17 protein-coding genes, 6 tRNA genes and 4 pseudogenes are annotated in these 22,354 nt (G+C 65.0%); 10 read left to right on the forward strand and 17 right to left on the reverse strand.

Annotated elements, in window-relative coordinates; genetic code table 11:
• Nucleotides 1–9 precede the first annotated feature (9 nt).
• The 10 genes from BLQ91_RS32940 to BLQ91_RS32985 form a co-directional block, all read right to left on the reverse strand.
• Nucleotides 10–3,198 carry an ATP-binding protein gene (locus BLQ91_RS32940; RefSeq protein ID WP_090103281.1) on the reverse strand — a complete coding sequence of 1,063 codons (3,189 nt, stop codon included), beginning with the start codon at nt 3,196–3,198 and terminating at the stop codon, nt 10–12.
• On the reverse strand, nt 3,195–3,803 hold the full coding sequence (locus BLQ91_RS32945; protein WP_090103283.1) for a hypothetical protein: 609 nt from the start codon (nt 3,801–3,803) through the stop codon (nt 3,195–3,197). The genes BLQ91_RS32940 and BLQ91_RS32945 overlap by 4 nt, the downstream gene beginning before the upstream one ends.
• A gap of 11 nt (nt 3,804–3,814) precedes the next feature.
• The gene (locus BLQ91_RS32950; protein ID WP_090103285.1) at nt 3,815–5,458 is read right to left on the reverse strand and encodes a KGGVGR-motif variant AAA ATPase; all 1,644 of its coding nucleotides are present in this window, start codon (nt 5,456–5,458) and stop codon (nt 3,815–3,817) included.
• On the reverse strand, nt 5,443–6,051 hold the full coding sequence (locus tag BLQ91_RS32955; protein ID WP_090103370.1) for a TIR domain-containing protein: 609 nt from the start codon (nt 6,049–6,051) through the stop codon (nt 5,443–5,445). Before BLQ91_RS32955 ends, BLQ91_RS32950 begins: the two co-directional genes overlap by 16 nt.
• Nucleotides 6,052–6,218: 167 nt before the next feature.
• Nucleotides 6,219–6,290, reverse strand: a tRNA-Val gene (locus BLQ91_RS32960).
• 1 nt (nt 6,291) lies between these two features.
• Nucleotides 6,292–6,364: transfer RNA gene (locus tag BLQ91_RS32965), tRNA-Gly, on the reverse strand.
• A gap of 159 nt (nt 6,365–6,523) precedes the next feature.
• Nucleotides 6,524–6,595 (reverse strand) — tRNA-Val (locus BLQ91_RS32970).
• A 1-nt stretch (nt 6,596) separates the two neighbouring features.
• Nucleotides 6,597–6,668, reverse strand: a tRNA-Cys gene (locus BLQ91_RS32975).
• Between the two features lie 42 nt (nt 6,669–6,710).
• Nucleotides 6,711–6,783, reverse strand: a tRNA-Gly gene (locus BLQ91_RS32980).
• 106 nt (nt 6,784–6,889) lie between these two features.
• The gene (locus BLQ91_RS32985; RefSeq protein ID WP_030477975.1) at nt 6,890–7,315 is read right to left on the reverse strand and encodes an SsgA family sporulation/cell division regulator; all 426 of its coding nucleotides are present in this window, start codon (nt 7,313–7,315) and stop codon (nt 6,890–6,892) included.
• Nucleotides 7,316–7,571: 256 nt separating this feature from the next.
• Between BLQ91_RS32985 and BLQ91_RS32990 the strand changes: the two genes are divergently transcribed.
• From BLQ91_RS32990 to BLQ91_RS33005, 4 genes are all read left to right on the forward strand, one after another.
• Nucleotides 7,572–8,195 carry an RNA polymerase sigma factor gene (locus BLQ91_RS32990; protein ID WP_245734004.1) on the forward strand — a complete coding sequence of 208 codons (624 nt, stop codon included), beginning with the start codon at nt 7,572–7,574 and terminating at the stop codon, nt 8,193–8,195.
• On the forward strand, nt 8,192–8,980 hold the full coding sequence (locus BLQ91_RS32995) for an anti-sigma factor (protein WP_090103289.1): 789 nt from the start codon (nt 8,192–8,194) through the stop codon (nt 8,978–8,980). The genes BLQ91_RS32990 and BLQ91_RS32995 overlap by 4 nt, the downstream gene beginning before the upstream one ends.
• A gap of 22 nt (nt 8,981–9,002) precedes the next feature.
• Entirely contained in the window at nt 9,003–9,428 is a 426-nt protein-coding gene (locus tag BLQ91_RS33000) for a TIGR02611 family protein (RefSeq protein ID WP_090103291.1), read from the forward strand.
• 56 nt (nt 9,429–9,484) lie between these two features.
• Nucleotides 9,485–9,556, forward strand: a tRNA-Val gene (locus BLQ91_RS33005).
• A gap of 120 nt (nt 9,557–9,676) precedes the next feature.
• On the opposite strand, the gene BLQ91_RS33010 is transcribed toward BLQ91_RS33005, so the two are convergent.
• From BLQ91_RS33010 to BLQ91_RS33020, 3 genes are all read right to left on the reverse strand, one after another.
• Nucleotides 9,677–11,011, reverse strand: coding sequence for a tyrosine-type recombinase/integrase (locus tag BLQ91_RS33010; protein WP_090103293.1), 1,335 nt, complete (start codon nt 11,009–11,011; stop codon nt 9,677–9,679).
• Nucleotides 11,008–11,214, reverse strand: coding sequence for a helix-turn-helix transcriptional regulator (locus BLQ91_RS33015; protein WP_218130489.1), 207 nt, complete (start codon nt 11,212–11,214; stop codon nt 11,008–11,010). Before BLQ91_RS33015 ends, BLQ91_RS33010 begins: the two co-directional genes overlap by 4 nt.
• 269 nt (nt 11,215–11,483) lie before the next feature.
• Nucleotides 11,484–12,557, reverse strand: coding sequence for a YfjI family protein (locus tag BLQ91_RS33020; protein ID WP_176960080.1), 1,074 nt, complete (start codon nt 12,555–12,557; stop codon nt 11,484–11,486).
• 200 nt (nt 12,558–12,757) lie between these two features.
• Here BLQ91_RS33020 and BLQ91_RS33025 point away from each other — a divergent pair, with 200 nt between their 5' ends.
• On the forward strand, nt 12,758–13,273 hold the full coding sequence (locus BLQ91_RS33025) for a hypothetical protein (protein WP_143022929.1): 516 nt from the start codon (nt 12,758–12,760) through the stop codon (nt 13,271–13,273).
• Nucleotides 13,274–13,321: 48 nt separating this feature from the next.
• On the opposite strand, the pseudogene BLQ91_RS43880 reads toward BLQ91_RS33025, so the two are convergent.
• A pseudogene (locus BLQ91_RS43880) lies at nt 13,322–13,531 on the reverse strand (RNA polymerase sigma factor); the annotation flags it as partial.
• A 619-nt stretch (nt 13,532–14,150) separates the two neighbouring features.
• Here BLQ91_RS43880 and BLQ91_RS33030 point away from each other — a divergent pair.
• The 3 genes and pseudogenes from BLQ91_RS33030 to BLQ91_RS33040 all read left to right on the forward strand — a co-directional run bounded on the left by BLQ91_RS33030 (nt 14,151) and on the right by BLQ91_RS33040 (nt 17,761).
• Nucleotides 14,151–15,842, forward strand: coding sequence for a hypothetical protein (locus tag BLQ91_RS33030; protein ID WP_143022930.1), 1,692 nt, complete (start codon nt 14,151–14,153; stop codon nt 15,840–15,842).
• Nucleotides 15,843–15,867: 25 nt separating this feature from the next.
• Nucleotides 15,868–16,161: a hypothetical protein gene (locus BLQ91_RS33035; protein WP_143022931.1), complete on the forward strand. Its 294-nt coding sequence runs from the start codon at nt 15,868–15,870 to the stop codon at nt 16,159–16,161.
• A 399-nt stretch (nt 16,162–16,560) separates the two neighbouring features.
• Nucleotides 16,561–17,761, forward strand: a pseudogene (locus BLQ91_RS33040) (IS256 family transposase).
• A 63-nt stretch (nt 17,762–17,824) separates the two neighbouring features.
• Here the strand turns inward: BLQ91_RS33040 and BLQ91_RS43055 are convergent.
• Both BLQ91_RS43055 and BLQ91_RS43060 read right to left on the reverse strand, forming a co-directional pair.
• Nucleotides 17,825–17,872: pseudogene (locus tag BLQ91_RS43055) on the reverse strand (hypothetical protein); the annotation flags it as partial.
• A gap of 157 nt (nt 17,873–18,029) precedes the next feature.
• A pseudogene (locus BLQ91_RS43060) lies at nt 18,030–18,182 on the reverse strand (M15 family metallopeptidase); the annotation flags it as partial.
• Between the two features lie 322 nt (nt 18,183–18,504).
• Between BLQ91_RS43060 and BLQ91_RS41730 the strand changes: the two are divergent.
• Nucleotides 18,505–18,825, forward strand: a complete 321-nt coding sequence (locus BLQ91_RS41730) for a hypothetical protein (protein ID WP_176960071.1) — start codon at nt 18,505–18,507, stop codon at nt 18,823–18,825.
• A gap of 356 nt (nt 18,826–19,181) precedes the next feature.
• Here the strand turns inward: BLQ91_RS41730 and BLQ91_RS33050 are convergent, their stop codons facing one another.
• On the reverse strand, nt 19,182–19,427 hold the full coding sequence (locus BLQ91_RS33050) for a hypothetical protein (protein ID WP_090103306.1): 246 nt from the start codon (nt 19,425–19,427) through the stop codon (nt 19,182–19,184).
• Nucleotides 19,428–20,838: 1,411 nt separating this feature from the next.
• On the opposite strand from BLQ91_RS33050, the gene BLQ91_RS33055 reads away from it, so the two are divergent.
• Nucleotides 20,839–21,942 carry a pectate lyase family protein gene (locus BLQ91_RS33055; RefSeq protein ID WP_090103308.1) on the forward strand — a complete coding sequence of 368 codons (1,104 nt, stop codon included), beginning with the start codon at nt 20,839–20,841 and terminating at the stop codon, nt 21,940–21,942.
• Nucleotides 21,943–22,354 lie beyond the last annotated feature (412 nt).

Consider the following 22,354-nt stretch of genomic DNA (forward strand, 5'->3'; position numbering starts at 1 on the left):
CGCCCTTTCTCACTGCCTGGCCCGCTCGACCACTTCCTCCAGCCGCAGCGGACTCGGAGGGTGGTGGCTCAGGCACATCGGTGCCAGCATCCGCCGGAACCCGAACGTGTCCCCGGTGACGTAGAACTGCCCGCGTTCCAGCCGCGAGATGTCCGCGACCGAGCTCCCCTTGGCACGAGCCATCTCCGTCGCCGCCGCGATCTGCGCGGGACTGTTCAACCGCCCGAAGAACTGCGTGGTGGCGTTGCCGGTGATCTGGTTGTGCACACCCTTGGGCGCCTGCGTGGCGAGCAGCAACCCGAGCCCGTACTTCCGAGCCTGCGAAGCCAGCAGGATCGTCGTCTGCGTGCTGGCCGTGACCCCACCGGACGGCGCGATCGTCTGAGCCTCGTCCATCACCATCAGCCCGCCCAGCGGCCGGTCCACCGCCGGGTTCCGCTTGATCCAGGCGAACACCTCCAGCTGCAACTGGCTGATGAACCCCTGCCGCTGCTCGTCCGACGGCAGCCCGACGAAATTGATCACCGAGATCCGCGCCCTCTTCCCCGCGGACGGCTGGAGCAGCACACCGGGATCGGTCGGCTCGCCCCGCCCACCGAGCAACGGGTCGTTGACCATGGCCGCCCGCAGCGTCTCGGCGAGATCCGCGGCCGTGGCCGGCGCCGAGTTCAACCCGCTGACCCCCTCCGGCAACTCGGCCAGCAGATCGACGAACCCACCGAGATCCCGCCGATCGCTGCGCGCATAGTGCTTCAACGCCTCCTTGAGCACAGCCCGCCCTCTCACGGCGAACTTCGTCTCGTTGCCAATCCGCGCATGGGGCACCAGCCGGGCAACCGCGGCCTCGATGGCGGCGACGAACTCGTCCTCGTCCCCCCGCACCTCGGCGAAATCGGGCAACGGGTGGAACACCAACGGCCGCCCACCAGCCCGCCCGGGCGTCCACACGACGACCTCGGTGCCGGCCAGGTACTCGGCAGCCGCCTCCCGGTCACCCGGCCGCCACTCCCCCGGCGGCTCGGGCCAAGCGTCCCCGAGCCGCGCCAGGTCGTTGTTGGGATCCAGCACGATCGCCGAAACCCCTTGCAACGCACACTCTTCGACGATCCGGCGCAACAACACCGTCTTGCCGCTACCCGATCCGGCGAAGACGATCGCGTGCTTGCGCAACGACTCCAGCGCGATCCGGATCTCCCCGTCCATCCCGAGCACGATCTCGCCCTCTTGCGCGCCCTGCCGCTGCCTTCCCTGATGCGGCTGCGGCACCTCAGGCAGCGAAGGCGGTTCCGGCATCTGCACGGGGTTCGGTTCTGGCCCCAGCCGGGGCGGTTCGAGCTTCCGCCGCGGCGGAGGACGCGTCTCCTGCCGTCCTCCTCTCGGAGTGGTGCGCGTCGGATCGGGCATGATCTGCCGCAGGAACGTGGTGCTGCTGGCGGGTTTGCGCGCGGCGAGCCACGCGAACAGCTGGTAGCTCTGGGTGGACCACATCTCTTTGAGCGCTCCGAAGGTGCGTAGGTCGTCATCGGAGACGTCGATGCTCCTGCCGCCGCTGCGTTCGAACTCAGCGACCTCGCCGCGGGTCTTCGCGCCGGTCCACCCCTTGGCGCCGTTGCGGATGAGGATCAGGTGGCGGCCCCGCACGTTCTCCGCCGCGGCACGGGCGTCCCGGAGCCTGCGCAGCACGCGGTTGCCGTGGCTGCTGGCGATAAGCCGGAACACCCAGCGTTCCTCAACGTCCTTCTCCTCGTCCACGGTGTGGCGAAGTCCCGCGTGCAGGCTGTTGTCGTCCAGCTGGGGTTCCGGGTGCCAGGTGAGGTCGTCGTTGCCGATTTCGGTGACCCAGGACCTCAAGCCTGCCAGCAGCAGTGCCGGCATGACCTCGTCCTCGTTGTGCGGCTTGACGTCGGCGGCCGCAAGGCCCGCCTTCGCGCGCAGCCGCGCGAACTCGGCGTCGAGCTCGGCAAGGTCGTCGAACTCCTGCTCCGCGGTCACCGCGGCGACGCTCTGCACCGCTTCCTCACGAGGCTGCTGCTTCTCGTCGAACGACCGCAGTTCCTCGATCTCACCGTGGAAGCAGCTCTCGGCATGTGCGTGGATCCGCTTGAGCAGCTCGCGTGGAGTCATCGGTTGCCAGGAATCGAACGCTTCCGCGGCAACGGGCCAGGTCGGATGCGGTGGAATGATCCCCTTGCGCTGGTAGATCGTCCCCAGCCACTTCTCCACGAGCGTGCGTGCGATCCCGCCGTCCATGATCGCGGAGAGGATCGGGGTGGTGGAGAAGCGGTCACCCACAGTGTCGCTCGCGATCGACCCGAGTTTCACCCACGTGTTCGGCAGGCAGGCCACGATCGTCAACGTTCGCCTCGTGGTCTCGCGGAGCTGCATCAACCCGTCCGAGATGAGTGCGATCTCCTGCGCCAACTCGCTGTTCGACGTGTCGTCGTCGAAGGCGTCCTGACTCTTGTTCACCAGTGTGTCCAGCTGGTCGACCGCGATCACGCACGGCCCCGTCATCGCGAGGATGCGTGAGATGTCCCGCACGAGCGTCTGCGGACGCTTCGGCTTGACCGGGAGGCCCCAGTGGCGGCGCTCGTCCTGCAACTCGTCGAGGCCCTCGAGGTAGGACCGGCCGATGTCCGCGTGCTCGGAGGCGTAGAGCACGAGAGCTTTGATCGTGTCACCGCACTCGACGGCGATTCGTCCGTCCACCTGGCGCAGTCCGTTGAGCAACGCACGAAGATCGTCCGGGATCAGCGGAGCCTCACCCAGAACCGCGCGCGTGACCTCTACCGACGAGGCAGCTCGTTCGCACAGCTGCTTCAACAGCACCGTCAGCTGGAAGACACCGTCATCGTTGGCCCTGAGCAGTTCGCTGCGCATCGCGTCCGCGACGTCGTCCCAGAACATTTGGCCGGACGTGAGCTCGATCAGGAAGAAGTAGCCCCCTTCTCGCTGTACGACTCGACGTACCGAACCGAGCAGGTGGGTCTTGCCGATGCCCTTGCGTCCCTGCAGTGCAAGTCCGATCGGGCTCGGCCCCGTGCTCGCTTTGGCGTCCGCAATGCCAGTCCTGATGCGGTGCTCCGCTCTGGGGTGCAGACCGTCGACGTGCGAAGGCGAGGTCTGCCAGACGTCATCCGGTGTCTCGGCGGAGTTGAAGCGCAACGCGGCGAGCGCTTCTCGCAGTTGCGCGGTCATGACGATTCCTCGATCGCGATGAGGTGCAAGTCCTCACCGCCGATCCGCACCGCGGCGGCGCGGTCGTCCGCGCTGAGCATCTTCGTGTTCGAGTCCGGTGCCAGGTGGACGGTCCCGGTCTTCAGCATCTCCAGCAGCACCTCGTCCACCTGGCTCTTCTCGGCTCCGTTCAACCGGGGGCGGATGCGGGCCAGGCGGATCCACTCCTCCGGCGCGCTGGCCAGGTCGCCGTAGACCGCTCGGATCAGCGACTCCAGGTCCTCAGATCGGACCGCCTCGACGAGCAGGCCGCGGCGGTGGAGAAACCCGATGACCCGGCGGAGCATCTCGGTGTGCGCCCGAGCCAGCGGTCCGGCATGGGTGGGCGCATCACCGCGGACGAGATCCTTCATGCACCACTCGACACCCTTGTCGGTGATCTCGTGCACAAGCTTGCCGGCCTCCTTCGAGGTCGACATCAGGTCGTCGTCGTTCAGCGGGCCGCGCACCTTCGGCGGCAGCTTGATCTTGAACCGGTCGGTCAACTCCTTGTGCGGGATGGCGCGGTCTTCCAGCATGAGCTGCATCAGTGCCGCTCGTGCCTGAGGGCTGTACGTCTCCGGCATCACGCCGCCTTTCAGTCCGTGAACGCGTTGATTCGTCGATCGATGCGGGTGAGCAGTGCGCCCACCTCTGCGCGCAACCGCCCCGGTACCGGCACGCCGGTACCGTTGCTCCGGCTCTTGCTGAGCAGCATCAGGTCCGCCGACCGGTCGCGGAGGAGGTCCATGTCCCCGTCGTCGAGGGCGCTCGTCATCCCGCCCACCGCCTCCCCGAGCAGTGCGAGCCGTGCTTCGTAGGAAAGTTGGTCCGGCAGCTCGCGCAGGGCGGCCTCCGCGATGCGCAGCGCTTCGAGATCCGGCTCGGTCTCGGGCGCAGGGGCCGCCTTGATGAGGTCGTGCAGCTCACGCGCCACCTGCGCGGGCCGCCCGGTCGGGTCGAACTGCAGGTGCCGCAAGCTGCGCAGGAAGCCGGGTAGCAGCTCACGGTCCGTGCCTCGGGTGAGCAGGCAGAACATCTGCCGCTGAGACCCGTCCGGTCCGAGGGTGCGTCGCATGAAACGTTCCGCCTCGGTCAACTGCCACCGGCTCAGCGCACCGTCGACCACGAGGCAGAGGTGCTCGGCGGGATCGTCCGTCTGATCGAGGAATTCAGGGTCTCCCGACACCGACCTGTCGGCTGTCACCCCGAGCAACCGCAGTTCGGTGATGAGTTCCGTCCCAGTGCGCCAGAGCGTCCGCGGACTGGACACCAGAAGGTCCCAGTCGAACTTGCGGCGGTGTCGCGAGCGGGCCGCCGCCACGTAGGCGTCGCGGTTGTCAGCCAGGAGGTCGGTCCGGTCGAACTCCTGGGCGATCACCGCAGCGACGGTTTCCAGAGCGAACGAGATCTGGTCCGAGGACGGAGGTCGCTCGGCCAGCACCGGCAGCAGTTCGCCGAAGCTCCAGTACGAGATGTACGGCACCGTCAGATGTCGCACCATCTGTTCCGGAGTAACGCCCTTCACCAGCCAGTTGTTGAACAACGGCGCAACGACGCCGACGCACTTCTGCTGCCATTCCTCGGCCCGCTCGTACTCCATGCGGTTGTCGAGCCGAGATAGCACCGGCATCACCTGATGACGTGGCCGGTCGTAAGGCAAGCGGTCCCGTGCCTGATCCGCGAGGTGGACGATGTCCACGACCTCGTTGAGGTTCTGCTCGTTGGCGGTGAACACCACCACCAACCGGTCCGGCAGTTGCGCGGCGCAGATGCCGGCGATGTCCGAGACGCCGGTACGGCTGTCGATCAGCACGAAGTCGTACTTGGCAATCCATTCCTCGCGACGGTCCTCGAGGTATTCGGCGAAGCCCTGTTCGTAGAGCTCCTCCCAGTCGATCTCCTGCATCCGGTACGTGTAGGCGGCGTCGAGCTTGTTCCCCACCACTTTGCCCGCCGCCATCAGGTCGAGCACGCCACCCTCGACGTCGACACGAACCGTGTGTGCCGGAGGCACTTCAACCTTTTGGAGGAAGTCGTAAGCGAGATCCACCACACCGCTGTCCGGCACGTGGGAGAGGTGGGGGCGGAAGTAGAGGTGAAGACCGGGCGCTTCCAGGTCCCAGTCGACGGCGAGCACCCGATAGCCCCAGCGGGCGAGCAGCACCGCCGTGTTGGCCAGGGTGAAACTGCGCCCGACGCCGCCCTTGTAGGAGTAGAACGTGATCACGGTTCCGGACATGGCTTGAACCTCGGCAAAGGCGGTCGCGGAGTGACGATCGGGTCGGGTAGCTCGACGATCGGCCAGTCGGGCTGCCAGTCGGGAACCTGGTTGACCAGTTCCACCAGATCCCGGGCCAGCCGCTTCACTTCCTGGTGGAACTGGAAGTAGTGGACGGTCTGCTGGTACACCGGATCGGGATGCGCGAATTCCTTGAAGTCGTGGTAACTGCGCATCCGTTCCTCCTCCGGGAAGTTCTCCGAATCAGAGAAGAGGATGGGATAGATCAATCCCTGAGGGATCTCGGTGGTGGCAAAACCCAGCATCTCCTCCCGAGCCCGCATGCTGTACAGCTCCGCCATGCACCAACCCGACGTGAAGTAGTGCGGTGTCATGACCTGGATCATGATCTTGCTGCGCCGCAGCGAGGTCTGCAGGTTGTGCGCCCACTGCACCGCTTTGGGCATGTGGCGGTCCATGTAGATCCTCGGCGTCGGCGCGCACTCGTCGGCGAGGCAGTCCTTCAGCTTGTTGTAGAAGTGGTTCAACAGCCATTTCTGGACGTTGCCCTGACGGCTGTAGCTGATGAAGAAATCGAACTCGTAGCCGGACACGAGGAACAACGGTAGATGCGGCACACGGTCGATAAAAGACAAAAAAGTGGGCATTTTCGGCCGTTGCGACCAAAAATTGGACAAAAACCGGGCGGGCGACTTCACGAACCCGGAACAGCGAGAAGCCCCCCGATCGACTTCGACCAGAAGGCTTCTTCGGTGCTGAGTGGACGATACTGGGATTGAACCAGTGACCCCTACCGTGTCAAGGTAGTGCTCTCCCGCTGAGCTAATCGTCCGAGCGGATGACGAGACTCGAACTCGCGACCCTCACCTTGGCAAGGTGATGCGCTACCAACTGCGCTACATCCGCTTTGCTCCCCGGTTTCCCGCGGCGCGAGAGGAACTTTATCCGACGGTCCCCGGAAGTTCCAAATCGGCTGATCTCGAGGCCGACGCCCCCGCAGGCAGCCCCTGGCAACGCCAGCGGGGCCCGGTGCGATGTGCACCGGGCCCCGCTGGGTGATCCGAGTGGACGATACTGGGATTGAACCAGTGACCCCTACCGTGTCAAGGTAGTGCTCTCCCGCTGAGCTAATCGTCCGAGGCGGAGACGGGAATCGAACCCGTGTACAGGGCTTTGCAGGCCCTTGCCTAAACCACTCGGCCACTCCGCCAGGAGCATGAGTCCACAGTGAAACTCCACTAGGGACTCACAGAGCGGATGACGAGACTCGAACTCGCGACCCTCACCTTGGCAAGGTGATGCGCTACCAACTGCGCTACATCCGCGTACATCACTGACTTCGTGATGTTGAAACTACCTTATACGAGGGGTTCAAGCGGTTTTCACCGGGGGTGCCCGCTTCGCCTTCGCGGGCCCCCTACCTCGGGTTATTCAGCTCAGGTCGTTCGAGATGAGGTGCGTGAGCGCCTCGTCGACGTTGACCCAGAGGTGCTCGTTGCCCGGCACGACCACGTCGTAGGTGCGGTCGAGGAAGTCGGCGAGCTCCTGGGCGGACGCCTCGAACATGGCGTGGCCGGACGGGGAGCTCAGCTCGATCACGACGACCTCGGGGTCGTCGGCGGCGGGGCGGATCCGGACGTCACCGTCGCCGGCGTCGGCGATGAGACCGTCTGCGAGCAGGTCGCGGGCGTACACCCACTCGACCCAACCGGCGCGGCCGGTGCGGAACGCGGCGACTACCGCGTACGGGTCCTTCGTGTCGTATCGCAGCTCCACCTGAACCGGAACCGCAGGGGTCCTCGGCGCCAGCAGGTCGAAGACCGCTGTCGAGCGGAGCGTCACGTGATCGTTGCGCATCGTCGTTACCCTCTTCTCCCTTCCCGGTCAATGAAACGACCGAGTACCTCAGTTGTGACGTGCATGTGGCGAGGAACGCTCGCGATCCGGGGTCAGATCACCCCATTGGGTCAGCTCGACTCCGCAACGCGACCGCTTGCACGCACTCCGTGTCCTCCTCGCTCGTCAGCAGATGTTCAGCGACCCCCATCTTGCTGGGTCTAACCTGAACCCGGTACCGGCTGTTGCGCGAATGTTGGACGTGAGGACATCTCTGGTGGCTGAACCGCCCGGCCCGGCCGCTGCGCCACGCGACGGCCGGCCGACTGATTTCGAGCTGGTGCAAAGGCTCGCACAGGGCGATCGGCCGGCGTTCGGTGAGCTGTACGACAGGTACGGCACACCAGCTTATTCGCTGGCCAGACGCATCTGCGTGGACCCGGAACTGGCCGAGGACGTCGTCCAGGAGGCCTTCCTCGCGCTCTGGCGGCACCCCGCCAGGTTCGACCCCACCCGCGGAAGTTTCGGCACCTGGTTGATGACCTTGGTTCACCACCGCGCGGTGGATGCCGTACGTAAAGAGAACACTCAAAGGCGCCGAACTGTTCCCCTCACCGACGACGTGTCCCCGCCTCCCACCGAGGGCTCGGACCACGCGGCGTTGGTCAGCGTGGTGAGCGCCGAGGTCCGAGCAGCGCTCCACACGTTGCCCGAAGAGCAGCGCCAAGTGATAGCCCTTGCTTATCTGGGCGGCTACACGCAGTGCGAGGTTGCGAAGCTGACAGGCGTGCCACTGGGGACTGTGAAATCGCGCACGTTCGCTGCCATAAGACGTCTGAGAGGGACGTTGGGGAACTTGTGGACCGGCGAGACCGGAGAGACGACGGGAGCACACCGGTGAACGGCGACCCGTGCGCCCAGGAGGAGCTCGCCGTCGGCTGGGCGATGCACTCCTTGGAGCCCGACGAGGAAGCACTGGTCCGCGACCACCTGCCGGCCTGCCCCGCGTGCCGGAGCACGGTGCGGGCGACGCAGGAGGTCTTGGCGGGCATCGGCGGAGCGCTCCGCCAGGAGCAGCCACCACCCCGCCTGCGCGCGAGGCTGATGGAGCAGATCGAGCACACCCCGCAGGAGCCCCCTGCGCACGACCACACCCCGCGCCACGCGGCGGCCCCGATCCCGCTGCGCCCGCAACACCGCCGCCGCACCGGCCGCGCGCTGCTGGCCGCGGCCGCCGCAGCCGCCGTCCTGGCGGGAGGCGGCTACCTCGGCGTGCGCGTGAACCAGCTCTCGAACCAGGTGACGGCCTCCGAAGCCCGCACCAACGACCTGAACACGGCCCTCTCGCTGGCCGCCGACCCGAGCACGAACAGGGCGGTCCTGCGCACCGACAAGGGTGACGAGGTGGCCGTCGTCCTCTCGAACTCGTCCGCCGCCGCCGTGGTGCCGAAGGGCCTGAAACCGAACGACCCGGGCCATGTTTACGTAGTTTGGGGTGCGAGCACGAAAGCGCCGGTACCGTTGGCGATGTTCGACGTTCGAGCCGGTTCGACCGACCCGCGACTGCTGGCCTGGTCGTCCGAAGCGCACAAGCACACGACCTTCGCGGTGTCGCTCGAACCAGGCCGCCAGCTCCCGCCGGAACCCTCGGACGTGGTGGCGGGAGGCCAGGTTGCACCCGCCTGAATCCCAACAGGATGATCGACACATGACGAAGCCCGACGTGAAGCCCGAGGACGAGCACAAGGGCTGGCGCCACTGGTTCCACCGCAACCCGGCGCTGAACCTCGCCTACCGCATCGGCGTGGGCGTGATCGGCGGCATCGTGCTGGTCGCGGGCGTCATCATGATCCCGTACCCCGGCCCGGGCTGGCTCGTGGTCTTCGCGGGCCTCGCGATCCTCGCGACGGAGTTCGAGTGGGCGGGCCGAGTCCTCAAGTTCGCGAAGCGCTACTACGACCGCTGGGTCGAGTGGCTCAAGCGCCAGCCGTCCTGGGTCCGCGGCCTCGTGATGGCCGGCGTCTGCGGCATCGTCCTCGTCACCTGCTACCTCCTCAACGTGTTCGCGCTGGTAGGCGGCTGGTTCGGCCTTGAGTGGAGCTGGTTGCAGAGCCCGATTTTTGGTTCTCGTTGATGATGTTGTAAGCTATGGCCACACCGCGAGAGCGGGACGGCAAGACAACAGAACACGGGCGTTTAGCTCAGCGGGAGAGCGCTTCGTTCACACCGAAGAGGTCACTGGTTCGATCCCAGTATCGCCCACACAAGCCGGAGGGGCTCTGATCTGCAGAGATCAGAGCCCCTCCGGCTTTCTGCGCACGCCGACGACCGCCCGCACTGGCCTGCGGGACACAAATCCGTACACAAACGGGGTCTACAAGGTCAGTCAGTCTCCCTCGGCAGGAATAGACCACTGACGCTCTCCGCCGCCCCCGCATCCAGGTCCGGGATGTCCTCGGTGTAGGTGTCGAGGGTGAATGCGACCGTCGCGTGTCCGAGTCGGCTGCTCACGATCTTCGGATGAACTCCGGCTCTCAACGAGATGGTGGCGTACGTGTGGCGGACATCATGAAGTCGGATGCGCGGCACCTTGGCTCGATCCACGAGCCGGTTGAATTGCTCGGTGATTGTGTCGGGGTAGATCGGCCGTCCGTCCTCCCAGCAGAAGACCAGACCGTGGTCCTGATAGCCGCTACCGAATGCCGCCTTCTCCTCTTCCACTTGAGCGAGATGCCGACGGAGCACTGCCACCGTGAACTTGTCGAGCGCGATCTGCCGACGGCTCTTCGCGCTCTTCCCCGTCCCACCTTTGACCGCCCCGCCCGCGACCACGCGAGTCGCCTTCATGCGGACAACCGCCGCGTCCAGGTCGAGCGACGCGAAGGTCAGCCCGCACAATTCGGAACGCCGCATTCCGGTGGCCGACACGAGCACCCACAGCGCGTACAACCGTTCCGGACGAGCGACCTCCAGAAACCTCGTCAGCTGTTCGGGCTCCCAGGTGTTGTGAGACCGGCGGGGAACCGCCGGCGGGGTGACCCGGTCCATCGGGCTGCGGCTGATGTACTCCCACTTGAACGCGGTGGTCATCGCGGAACCGAGCATGATGTGCACGCTCTTGACCGTCTTCGGCGACAAGCCCTTGCCCTGCGGAACCGGCACGCGGCCGACCTCGTAGCGCTGGAACGCTTTGCGAGCAGCGGCGTACGAGACTCCGACCTTGTCCGCGACCTCACGGGGCCGGATCTCTCGCTTGCTCAGCCGAGCGTCCTCCCACAGCTCGAACATCTCCCAGTTCGTGTCACGCTTCCGGCGTCCCTCCCGCAACAGGTGCTCGTAGAGCGCTGCGATCACCGACGGCACGATCTCCTGCATCGGCCGCTTCCCGATCCACGGCAACACGTACGCCCTGGCCAACCTCTCGTAGTTGGCCGCGGTGGTCGGCTCCGTGGTGATGCGCACGTGCGGGAACCAGCGCTCGAAGAAGTCGGCCACCTTGGCTCTGGACGGCTTGACGTAGGTCTCGGTGGCGACCTCCGCCTGCGCCTTTTCCATCGCCTCCCAAGCGTCATCCTCGGTCGCGAACCCGCTCTTGCGGATCTGCTGACGCTCGCCCGTGAGCGGGTGCTTCTCCCCATCGAACGAGTAGGTCCACGTGTTGCCGCGTTTGAAGACGCTGCCCTTCAGCTTGCGACGCTTCGGCTTCCTCTTGGTCATGCCGCGTCCGCCTCCGGAACGAGCTGCTCGTCGGACTCCAAGAACTCCACGAGGCGGGCGCGGACGACGTATACGCGTCGACCGAACCGCTTCACGCCGGGCAGCTGGCCGGCGTCGGCGTAGCGGTAGGCGGATGCGCGGCTGATGCCGAGGAGTTCGGCGGCTGCAGGGACAGAGATGAGAGCTGGCTGCTGCTTGGACACGGGTGCTCCCTGGAGACCGGGCACGCCGGAGCCTGGACAGTTTGGACAGAATTGGCCGTGAGGCGTCGTTTACACTGTTCAGCGCCGGTATGCGGTGATCTTGGTTCGCGTGGACACAATCGGACAGAATCTGGACACAATTGCCGCGCGTCCGGTCGGTGGTCCTCGGGCCGGTGGAGCGGCCGGAATTCTGTCCGAGTTGTGTCCGATTCTGTCCAGCACGGGCATGAGCAACCCACATGCCCGTGACCTGTGGAAACTGTGCTTGATCATGGATTCTGACCATTCTGTCCAAACTGTCCCCGGTCGGCGGACAGGTGGACCGGGTGGACGAGATAGGTCGGGCTCGGCTTGCGCCCTGCGCCGTGCCGTTCAGGCGGGGGTAGCTGGCGGATGTGGCCGTGCTCTTCGAGCAGATCCAGCGCCGGGCCGATCTCGCTCGCGGAGGTGAACCGGCCGCGGTTGGCCCGGTGCGCCTCGCGACGGGTGAACTGCGGCAGACGCTCGCCCGTGATCCAGGCGAGTAGCGCGCGGGCGTCGTCGTATGCCTCGTCCCTGCCCATGTGGTCGAACGCGCCCAGCGCGTGCGCGAGGAAGTACGAACCCAGCTCCCGAGCACGCGCGAACGTGCCAGCGCCGATCTCGTGGTGCCACGCATCGCCGGGCCGGTCCGCCAGGTGCAGCAGCGCGGCGAACCGGGCCACGGTTCCGGCGTACTTGCCCGCCCAGTCGGCGATGTGGTGCCAGGCGCCGCGCGGTCCCAGCTGGGGCTCGATCTCGGTCTGCAGCGAGAACATCGCCTCATCAGCATCCCTGCTGAACTCGACCACCTCTGGTGCCGACCAGGACGCCAGTTGCAGCGTCAGGCCACCGATGCGGGCGCGGTAGTCCGCCGCGACGTGCTCGGGCACCTCGGGAACGCGGATCTCGCGGTGCCCGACGGTGCTGACCGGCAGTGAGTACAGGAAGCGTCCAAGCAGGCCGCGTTCCTTCGCGGCCTTGATCTGCCCGAGGTCGCGGACGATTTGCGGCTGCACGACGAGCCCGAGCGTGAGGTAGGCGTGCTCGATGACGTCAGACTCGCGGCCCTGGCGGTCGACTTCGAGGTACTCGCCGGCGTGGCCGCGCAGGAAGACCTCGTAGTTCGGGGTGCCGGAGTAGCGCCCGGCGATGTTGGCGACGATGCCGCCCTCGGGCGCGAGCACCGCGAGGCGTCCGCCCTGCTCCGCCATGATCGAAGCGGCTTTCTCAGCGGTGATGTCGTCAACCACCAGGCGCGGCGGCACCGGGACCACCAGCTCACGCGCCCGCAGAGCCGCGTCTCCGGCCAGCCCCGATCGCACAGCTCTCCGCCGGGTGGAGACTGAGAGACCCGCTTTCCCTCCGCCGGTTCGAACTCCAGCAGATCTTGACCCGGCAGTATCGCGGCGGGAGCCTCGCAGTCCCTGCCGCGGTCACCCTTGAGCTCGATGTCGTCCACGAGGCTCGCGGCCGTGCGATCCCACCGGTGTCGCCGGATCTATCTCTCGAGATGCAGTGGTCAGTGCGGTCTCAGACGAGCGTCCTCGCCGACATCGACGCGATGCTGGACACCGAGCCCTGCCCGATGGACGGCGTCGCGGGCTGGGTCACCGGGTTCCAGGACTTCGCGACGTTCCTCCGCGACAATCCGACCGGCCCCGAGATCAGGCGTCAGCGAACGCATCTCAGGTTCATCGCCGACCTCGGCAAGAAACTCGCCGAGGCGGCGTGGCTGACGGGCATCACCCGACCCGAGGACCTGTCCGACTGGCTGACGAATCGCAGCGAAGCCGACATCCGGGAACTGGTGGCGCTAGGGCTGTTCCGCGAGGTCCTGCACGAGAAGCTGTCCGATCCCAACCTCAGGTGGACCGAGAACGACCTGACCGACATGATCTACCTGACTGCAGCGGCTGGCTACTGCGATCACATCGTCGGCGAGAGAACCCACATGTCGCACATCGCGAACAGCGCTCGACGCTTGGGCCGCACGATCAGCCTTCACCGCATGCTCCCGTCGCTCGTCGAACGACTCTGATCCTCCACCCGCCCAGCTCCTGCTCGCGCCTCCCGCAAAGACGAATTGTCAGGATCGCAGCTGGTCGCGACGCCGGGTGAGGTAGGCGGACTCGACGGTGTTGCCCGCCAGTTCGATGGCTTGCACGAAGCCGTGCGCGCCTCCTCACCACACCTCAGCCTGCGCAACAGGTCAGCACGCGTCACGTAGAAGGCGTGGTAGGCGACCGTTCCATGTCCGCCAGCCGACCTCGGGACCGTCGAGCTCGGCAACCGCGAGACCACCGCTCGAAACCGCCGACGACACGCGCCGGGCTGAGTTCGTCCCAGAAACAGGCCAAACGAAACTGACGGGTTCTGCTCACTCGACCGGAAACCCGCACCGCGTGGAATCCTTCCTCACCACTCGACTGCCCGATCATGCTCCATTCGAGTGCACGTAAAGATCGCGGGTAACAGGAATCCGGCCGCCATCGAAATGATGAATGCACTCCCCCCGCCACTTCTCGAAGGAGCGCGAAGACTGGACGTCGAACTGGAAAGAAAGGAGCGGTCAGGTGGCCCCCCGAGCACCCTCACGCAGGATCCCACGACGACCGCAAGATCACCGCACCTGACTGCAATTCCTCGTTGACTGGAATTTTCAGGGCGGCTTCCGCGACACAACGAGACAAAAACTGAACGCTTCCAGCGCATCAACCGTTGTTCCGATCGAAACGCTGCTCCAAACGAGCCAACCGGCTACCAGGCGTGTCAAATAGACGAGTCATCTGTCACCCGTCGGTGTTGTCACAACGCTAACGAAAGACGGATCGGCCGCGATAGGCTCAAGACGCGTCGGTACCGGGTCGATCACGTCGGGAGCAGCAGGCACAACGGATGTCCTCAGGGAGGTGCGCATGATCTTCGCCGTCCGGGTTCACGAGCGTCGGTCGACCATTGAAGCGCTTCTCCGTCAGCCGCACGCTGACCTGCCGCGGTCGCCGTTCAACAGTGCTCCGTCCCGGAGCGGAAAGATGTTGAGCGACATGCCAGACACACACCTCCCGCACTCCGACCCCGAAAACTCCAAAGAGGAGACCAGAACCTTCCTCAGGAACGCGTACGCCGTGCGCCTTGCGTTCGACCTCCTGACGCAGGACACCACCCCGCTCTCCCGCGTCGTCGAGCACGTGCACATCGCACTCGGCAGCTGTCGCCGCGATGTCACCTTCGAATGGGATCTTCCGCCGCTCATCGAGAAGTTGCCGACCAAGAACCCCGAACTGAAAGAGCTTCTCGAGCGGTACCAGGAGAAAATGGACGACCTGGTCATCCCGCTGATTCCCATCCGCAAGGGCAGGATCCTGTCGAAGTTCGACATCCAGAACTCCGACGGCACCGCGGTGTACCTGTGCGACAGGCATGAGGCGAAGTCGTACACGAAGAGGTTGCTCACCGCAGCATGGACGCAGTTCGAGGACTCCCTGACCGTCGCCCCGACTGATGTGCAGAGAAAAGAGCTCTCAGCCTGCGGAAGTGACTACATCAAGATCGCTGAGCTTGACGCCTCGGCCGCGAAGGACACACTCGCCGATGTCGCCCAGCGCGTTCACAACCTGAACTTGCGGTTCACCGACGACGGACGTCGGCGTGTGCTCCACCTCGGACGGTACTTCGCCAAACGCTACGTCTTCTGGTTGCGGCTCAACGCCAAACCTGGCACACGGGTCCGCCTCGACTTTTCCTACAGGCACAGGTTCGCCGCCGACTACGAACCCAAGCAGATAAGCAACTTTTTCGGTTTGCTGAGCTGGGTCAAGCAGTTCATCGGGCAGGAACCGTCACGGCATGTCGTCCCCATCTCCTTCCACGGCTTGACTCGGGGATATCACTTCGAGCTCGAGGTACCGCAGGACTGCTACGTCACATCCCAGCACTTCATGCTCGAAGGAGATCGGAACAGGCGGCGCGTGCGACAACGAGCATCGTTTGACGCGCATGCCAAGAGCTACGGCGCTTCCATCGCTGGCGAGGACGAGTCGGGAGGATCGTTCTCACACCTGTACGCCCACAACCTTCCTTCAGTGGTGCGCAAGCAGGTCTACGCGTCGGTGCACGTCGCCGAGAGACCGCCAGGAACGACCGCCATCGTGCTGTGGTTGTCAGTGTTCGCCGCGCTGTCGGCCGTCATGTTGACGCGCCTGTGGAACGCGCTCGCAGCAACAGACCTGCAGGGGATCGACATCGCGGCTCTGTTCGTGGCTCTGCCCGGTCTCGCGGCTGCCTGGTTCGCACGCGTCTTCCAGCACGAGGGCCGCTACAGGGTCCCGTTCGTCTCCCGCGCCGGCCTTGCGATCACTGGTCTCGCAACCGCCTACCTGGTGGTAGCGGTCTTGTTGCGCCGGAGCGTGTGCGCACCGAACAAATCAACCGGCGCCTTCGGCGAGTTCTGCACGACTGGCTTCCAACAGGTCAGCTCCGCGCCATTGCTCGCCGTCGTCACCTGGGTGCTCCTTTCGACCACGCTGCTGCTTACCGCGATGCGCGTGGGCATGCACATGCGGTACAGGCTGCACCAGAGCAAGATCGTCGGTCGCTATGGACGCTGAAAGAATCTCTGGAGGTGCGGTGACGATGAGCGTGAGCGACGCGGACAGCTTCGGCCGAACTGCGTTCACGAGCAGGAAACCGTTCGACTTCGAGGGTCTCGTGAGCAGATTGCTCTCGGACGACGACCGCGTGGACATGGACGAGGAGTTGACCATCGGTATGGCCAATGCAGCAGGCGCAACCGGAGCTATCGTGATGCCTCCCGCGGAGAGCGTGCAACGGGTGCGGGACCCGCTCTCAGAGGAGACCAAGAACAGTTTCGGCGACTTCATCATGAGGGCGTTCAAACGAACGGACCTCGACGACGATGCCGACTAGCCACGTTCTGGCTCATGTCAGCAAGAGACGGTCGTCGCGCGACGCCGTGAGGTAATGCCTCAGTTTCGACTGCGGTCAACGTTCAACGACCTGCCGATGTCTTGCCGCAACTACGATCTCTTCAGCAGTAGCTCGGACCATCCAAGACGTCTGTGGAACGAAGGCGCGCTCGGTGCCTGCAGCGGCCTCGGCTATGAGCTCCAGCGACTTCCCCTCCCCCAGCGCCACGTCCTGCACGCTCGCGAACCGTTGCCCGCATGCGGGACTGTAGGAAGTTCGGTGTAACTCCCGATCATGGAAGTGCACCTGATGACCGACATGATGTCCGGCGTGGAGAACGCCGAGGACTCGAAGCCCGCAGCCGGTCTGGGCGGCCTGGACGAGTAGCTCGTCGCGCAGCTGCTGAGCAGTGCCAAGGCCAGTGGCCTGAAGCTGACCGGTGAGGGCGGGGTGCTGCAGCAACTGACCAAGCGGCTGCTGGAGTCCGCGCTCGAGGGCGAGATCACCGATCACCTCGGCTATGACAAGCACGACCCGGCCGGGCGCGGGACCGGTAACTCGCGCAACGGCACCCGGTCCAAGACGGTGCTCACCGATGTCGGCCCGGTCGAGATTGACGTGCCGCGTGACCGGGACGCCAGCTTCGAGCCCAAAATTGTCGCGAAGCGGCAGAGGCGTCTGGACGGCGTGGACGAGATGGTGATCTCGCTGGCCGCCAAGGGTTTGACCACCGGTGAGATCTCCGCGCACCTCGCGGAGGTCTATGGCGCCGAGGTGTCGCGCCAGACCATCTCCACGATCACCGACAAGTTGATCGAGGGCACGGTCGAGTGGCAGAACCGGCCGTTGGACGCGGTGTATCCGGTGATCTTTATCGACGCTATCCACGTCAAGATCCGCGACGGGCAGGTGGCCAACCGGCCGATCTACGTCGCGCTCGCGGTCACCTGCGAAGGACGGCGCGACATCCTCGGGTTGTGGGCCGGCGACGGCGGCGAAGGTGCCAAGTACTGGCTGCATGTGCTCACCGAGCTCAAGAACCGCGGCGTCGCCGACGTCCTGATGGTGGTCTGTGATGGGCTGACCGGCCTGCCCGACGCGATCACCACGGTCTGGCCGCAGACGATCACCCGTACCTGCGTGGTGCACCTGCTGCGAAACAGTTTCCGCTACGCGGGCCGCCAGCACTGGGCCGCGATCGCCAAGACCCTCAAACCCGTTTACACCGCCGACCGAGGCCGCAGCCCGCGAGCGTTTCGGCGAGTTCGCTGAGGCCTGGGGCGCCCAGTATCCGGCGATAGTGCGGTTGTGGGACAACGCCTGGGCCGAGTTTGTGCCGTTTCTGACGTTCGATCCGGAGATCCGGCGGGTGATCTGTTCGACGAGCGCGATCGAGAGCGCCAACGCCCGCATCCGCCGCGCGGTCAAGGCCTGCGGACACTTCCCCAACGAGCAGGCCGCGCTGAAATGCGTCTACATGGCCATCATGAGCCTGGACCCGACCGGCACCGGCCGCAAACGCTGGACCATGCGGTGGAAACCCGCGCTTAACGCGTTCGACATCGCCTTCAACGGCCGCCTGGCCGCCGGACACAAGTAGTTTCCTTCAACCCGACTTACACCGTTCGTTTGCCCCCTCCCCGAGGGCCGGTCCTGGACGCCGTCAGGGCTTCTCAAAATGCTGGTAGTCGATCGGTGTGTCCCAGAAGCCGCCCCAGGCCCAGCCGCGTGTGGTGAACGCCTGCTCCGTGGGGTCGCCCGCGCTGCTCCGTGGGGTCGCCCGCGTGGATCATGCCGGGCACGTTCTGGGTGCGGTCGACGTAGGGCGCGCCGTTGGGCGGGTAGACCGTGCCGCTGCGGGAGATGTAGGGGTTCTGCACGGGGTTGATGTCGATGGCCCGTCCGTAGGAGTGGTTGGACCAGGCGGTGCCGCCAGTGATCGCCCGGCAGTTGAACGCCGAGGTGTTGTTCGCCGCCATCGACGCGTCGTCGTCGGAGTCGTACTTCTCCACGGTCTCCATCCGCTGGATGGGGAACCGGTCGAAGTACAGGTCGGCGAAAACGCGGGCGACCTCGACGGCGAGATCGGCATTGACGACCAGCTCGCCGCGGCGCACCGCACCGTCGAAGCCCACGAAGTTCAGGCTGATCAGCCGCAGCTGATCGGGCCCGACGGGGCAGCCTTCGCGCCAACTGGAAGCGAGCCGCTTCGCGGTGACCGGCTTGATGACGGCGATGTAGGGCGGGAGGCCGCTGCCGGCCGGCGAGGCGAATTCCACGGTCTGGGCGCTGGCGGCGGGCGCCGGCGTGGTACCGACCAAGACCACAGACAGAGTGAACGTGATGAGCGCGAAAACTCTGGTTCTCAACCTCAAAATACTTCCTCTCGATCTCTACTACGACAGAGTGGGGTTCGCCGTGGTTCGAGCAACCCAGGGCGTTCATGCAGAATTCACCTACCGGGCCACGTATGAGAAGCAGCTCATCGACAGCAATCGTCAGTGGACAGTTTCCGGCCGTTCACCCCCCAGCCGCGCGAAGACGCCCTCGGGGATCGAGCCTGCCAGCGATGCGCGAACAACGTCAACTTCGCTGAAAACGTTTCACCCTTCCCCGAAACGTCCGGTCGCGCGGGAACCGGGATACGCCGGGCCGGCAGCCTGAGCTTGTCGTCGGCCGTAACCGTGGCGGCCTGTCGCGTTCGGGCCGCTGCGTGAAGCCTTGGGAGCACGGAGTGGGAGCAGATTGGGAGCAACTCCGGGCGCTGAACATGCCGGAACGGTCCTCAATGGACCTGAACGGCCCCGCGTCAACCTGCAAGAGTGCTGTTTCCGCAGTTCAGCGCGGTATCGGTGCCATAGTTCACACCGAAGAGGTCACTGGTTCGATCCCAGTATCGCCCACAGTGTTTTTTACCTAGTCAGACGGCCTGTCGATGATCTCATCGGCGGGCCGTTTGCGTTGCCATGGGAGCAATTTGGGAGCACGGCCACCTGACCACATTTGCGATACCTAAGTGGTCACAGTGCTTGAGGCACGACTTCGGGCATTGCTTGCTGGTTCCAGGCGCACCCGCCGTCCGTCTCCCACCGGCGCTGCAGCGCCGCCAGCATCCGGCTGATCATCAGATCCGTCACGTGCGAGTAGCCGTCGTCAACATCCTTGCGTTTGTGTCCCAGCTGTTCCAGGTGTAGCACACGGGGTCCGTCGTCTTCGATGAGCCAGGTCTTGTGCGTGTGGCGTAGATCATGGAAGTGCATCTCCAAGTTGAGCGGTGCCCAGCCTAGCCTCTCGTCGCCAGCCAGAGCCGGCAGCCAGACTCGCTGCCGGAAGTTGGAGCGGCGCCGCAACGCTCCCCTTGCTCCGGGGAACACGAACCGCGCATCGAGGTGAACCGGGCTTCACCCAGAATCAGCGGCGCTGGTTCAGAACGTCGGGACGACAAGATTTGAACTCGCGACCCCATGAGCCCAGGGTGGGCCAGAGAGCAACCCGACCTGCAGAAACGCAAAACAAAAGGTCGCGGCGGCGCAGTTGGAGGCACCTGAGCGCAGCTCGATCCTGTCGCCATACCTTGACCTCTCCCAATTTCCTCCCACAGTCCTCCCATTGCGGACAGGTATCGACCGCGACCTTTTCAAGCGACACAGGATCGATGCGACGCGGAAATGCTCCTGCAGGGAGGTGATCAACAACCCTTCGACAAGACCCACGTCAAGATTCGACCACTCGAGTCGAATGGCACTACCCATTCGATTCAAAACGCGAAACTCAGGAATTCCGGCTCAAGGGCAGTCTCGGCGCGCAGATGTCGATGTCACCCAATGATCGTCCACCCGCACCACTCCATGGACAGTTCGATAACTCACGAACCGTCGAGCGGAAGAAGGCAAGTAAACGATGCGTTGGCAGCGCGCTCCTCGATCAGTCGATCATCTATCGGCAGGCGAGGTCCACAGGTTCTGCACGCACACGATCGGCGCGACCGCCTGAGCTTCGGCGACCTGGTCTGCAGTGGCGTCGGAAACGCCGGGCGCCGGATCAAGCCGTGTTACCCGAACTCGACCAGGGTGCCGTCACTCCATGATCGCCAGCAGAGCGAGCGTCGAGTCACCGAGCTTCTCGACCAGCGTGGGCACCTCACCTCTCCCATAGTCACCTGCCCACACAGCGAGGCGGACCTCCTCGCGCTGGCAACCACGCCCAGCATCGCCTCGACGCTTAAGGGGCGAATCAGCAAGTTAATGCCCTGCAAACCCTTATTCATATCCATGAATCAGCCAGGTGATCACCGGGAAGTCACGTCGCGCTCACTTAATCAAGGCGCGCGGTGTTCATAACCGTGAATTTTATTGCCAGTCATGCAACGTTGCGCAATACTCGCTGGGAGCGTTCCCAGCGACGCCGCCACCGCGATAAGTCGCTGGGAATCCGTCAGACAGTCCTGCTCGCAAGGAGGCGACGCAAGAGTCTGCGTACTGACAAGCGCGCGACAAAGCGAAACACCGGCTTTCCACCGGTATTGCCGCCGCCTCCACCTCGAGTTCGACCACCGACGTCGCCCAGCGGTGATCAACCCGGTGCGGCAAGGGCGTCAGTCTGCTTGAAAGTACCGACCGAGCACACCGCCGCAAGTGCGACCACACCCGTCCAACCTTCGAAGACGCAGGAGACGAAATGAAACGATCAGTCGCATGGCGGATCCCCGCAGTCGTGGCCGCGTTGGCCGTCGCGACCTCGACCAGCGCGGTGCTGGCGATGTCACCGGCGTCGGCGGCGGCCGGCGCCGCAACCGGCTACGCGTCCCAGAACGGCGGCACCACCGGCGGCCAGGGTGGGGCAACGGTTCGGGCCACCACGGGAACCCAGATCCACCAGGCCCTGTGCAGCCGGGCGAGCAGCAGCACGCCGATCATCATCGAGGTCTCGGGCACGATCAACCACGGCAACACCGCCAAGGTCTCGGGCAACAGCTGCGAAACCGCTGCCGGCGTGATCGAACTCAAGCGGATCAGCAACGTCACCATCGTCGGCGTCGGCGGCGGAGCCGTCTTCGACCAGCTGGGCATCCACATCCGCGAGTCCCGCAACATCATCATCCGGAACGTGACGGTCCAGAACGTCAAGAAGTCGGGCTCTCCCACGTCCAACGGCGGCGACGCCATCGGGATGGAGAGCAACGTCCGCAACGTCTGGGTCGACCACGTCGACCTTCTTGCGTCGGGCGGTGAGTCGGAAGGCTTCGACGGCCTGTTCGACATGAAGAACAACACCCAGTACGTGACCCTGTCCTACAGCACCCTGCGCAACTCCGGTCGCGGCGGGCTCGTCGGGTCCAGTGAGAGCGACCGCTCGAACGGGTTCATCACCTACCACCACAACCTCTACGAGAACATCGACTCCCGGGCACCTTTGCTGCGGGGCGGCATCGCCCACATGTACAACAACCACTACGTGAGCCTCAACGAGTCCGGCATCAACTCCCGGGCCGGCGCCAAGGCCAAGGTGGACAACAACTACTTCAAGAACTCCCATGACGTCCTCGGCACCTTCTACAGCACCGAGGCCGGCTACTGGCAGGTCAGCGGCAACGTCTTCGACAACGTGACGTGGTCCGCACCGAGCAGCGATCACAAGCCCGCCGGTCCCGACGTCAAGTCCACCACCACCGTCTCCGTGCCCTACAACTTCACCCTCGACCAAGCCAACTGCGTGCCGAACATCGTCAGCCGCACGGCGGGCGCCAACACGGGTCTGAGGGAGTCGGACGGCAGCTGCTAGAAAGGCTTCGCACACGTTCGGTCGAGCAAGCGGACACTGACCTCCCCGGTCAAATATGACGTCGAACGAATCGCCGTATCCGCCATCGCGATGTGGATCATCGATCATGCCAGGGGCGGTATCTGGATGCCGATGGTCGCGCGAACGCTGTAGTCGCGTAGCCGGACGACGAGCTGGATGATGCCGAACAGCCTGTGCAGCAAGGGCGCCAGAGCGCGTGGAAAACAGTCACCGGGTCCGGCCAGGCGTTCGCCCAGCGCCAATACATCCTGTTCTCGCAGGGAATCCTGGCGCTGCGGGGTGTTCGCCGACCGGGTCGAGGTCCCCCGAACTGCCGCGCGACGACGCGCTGCGGGCGAGCCTGCTCGACACCTGACGTGAACCCGACGCTGCCCACCCCAGTCGAATTCAT

Source organism: Lentzea jiangxiensis, assembly GCF_900104175.1.
GTDB lineage: Bacteria > Actinomycetota > Actinomycetes > Mycobacteriales > Pseudonocardiaceae > Lentzea > Lentzea jiangxiensis.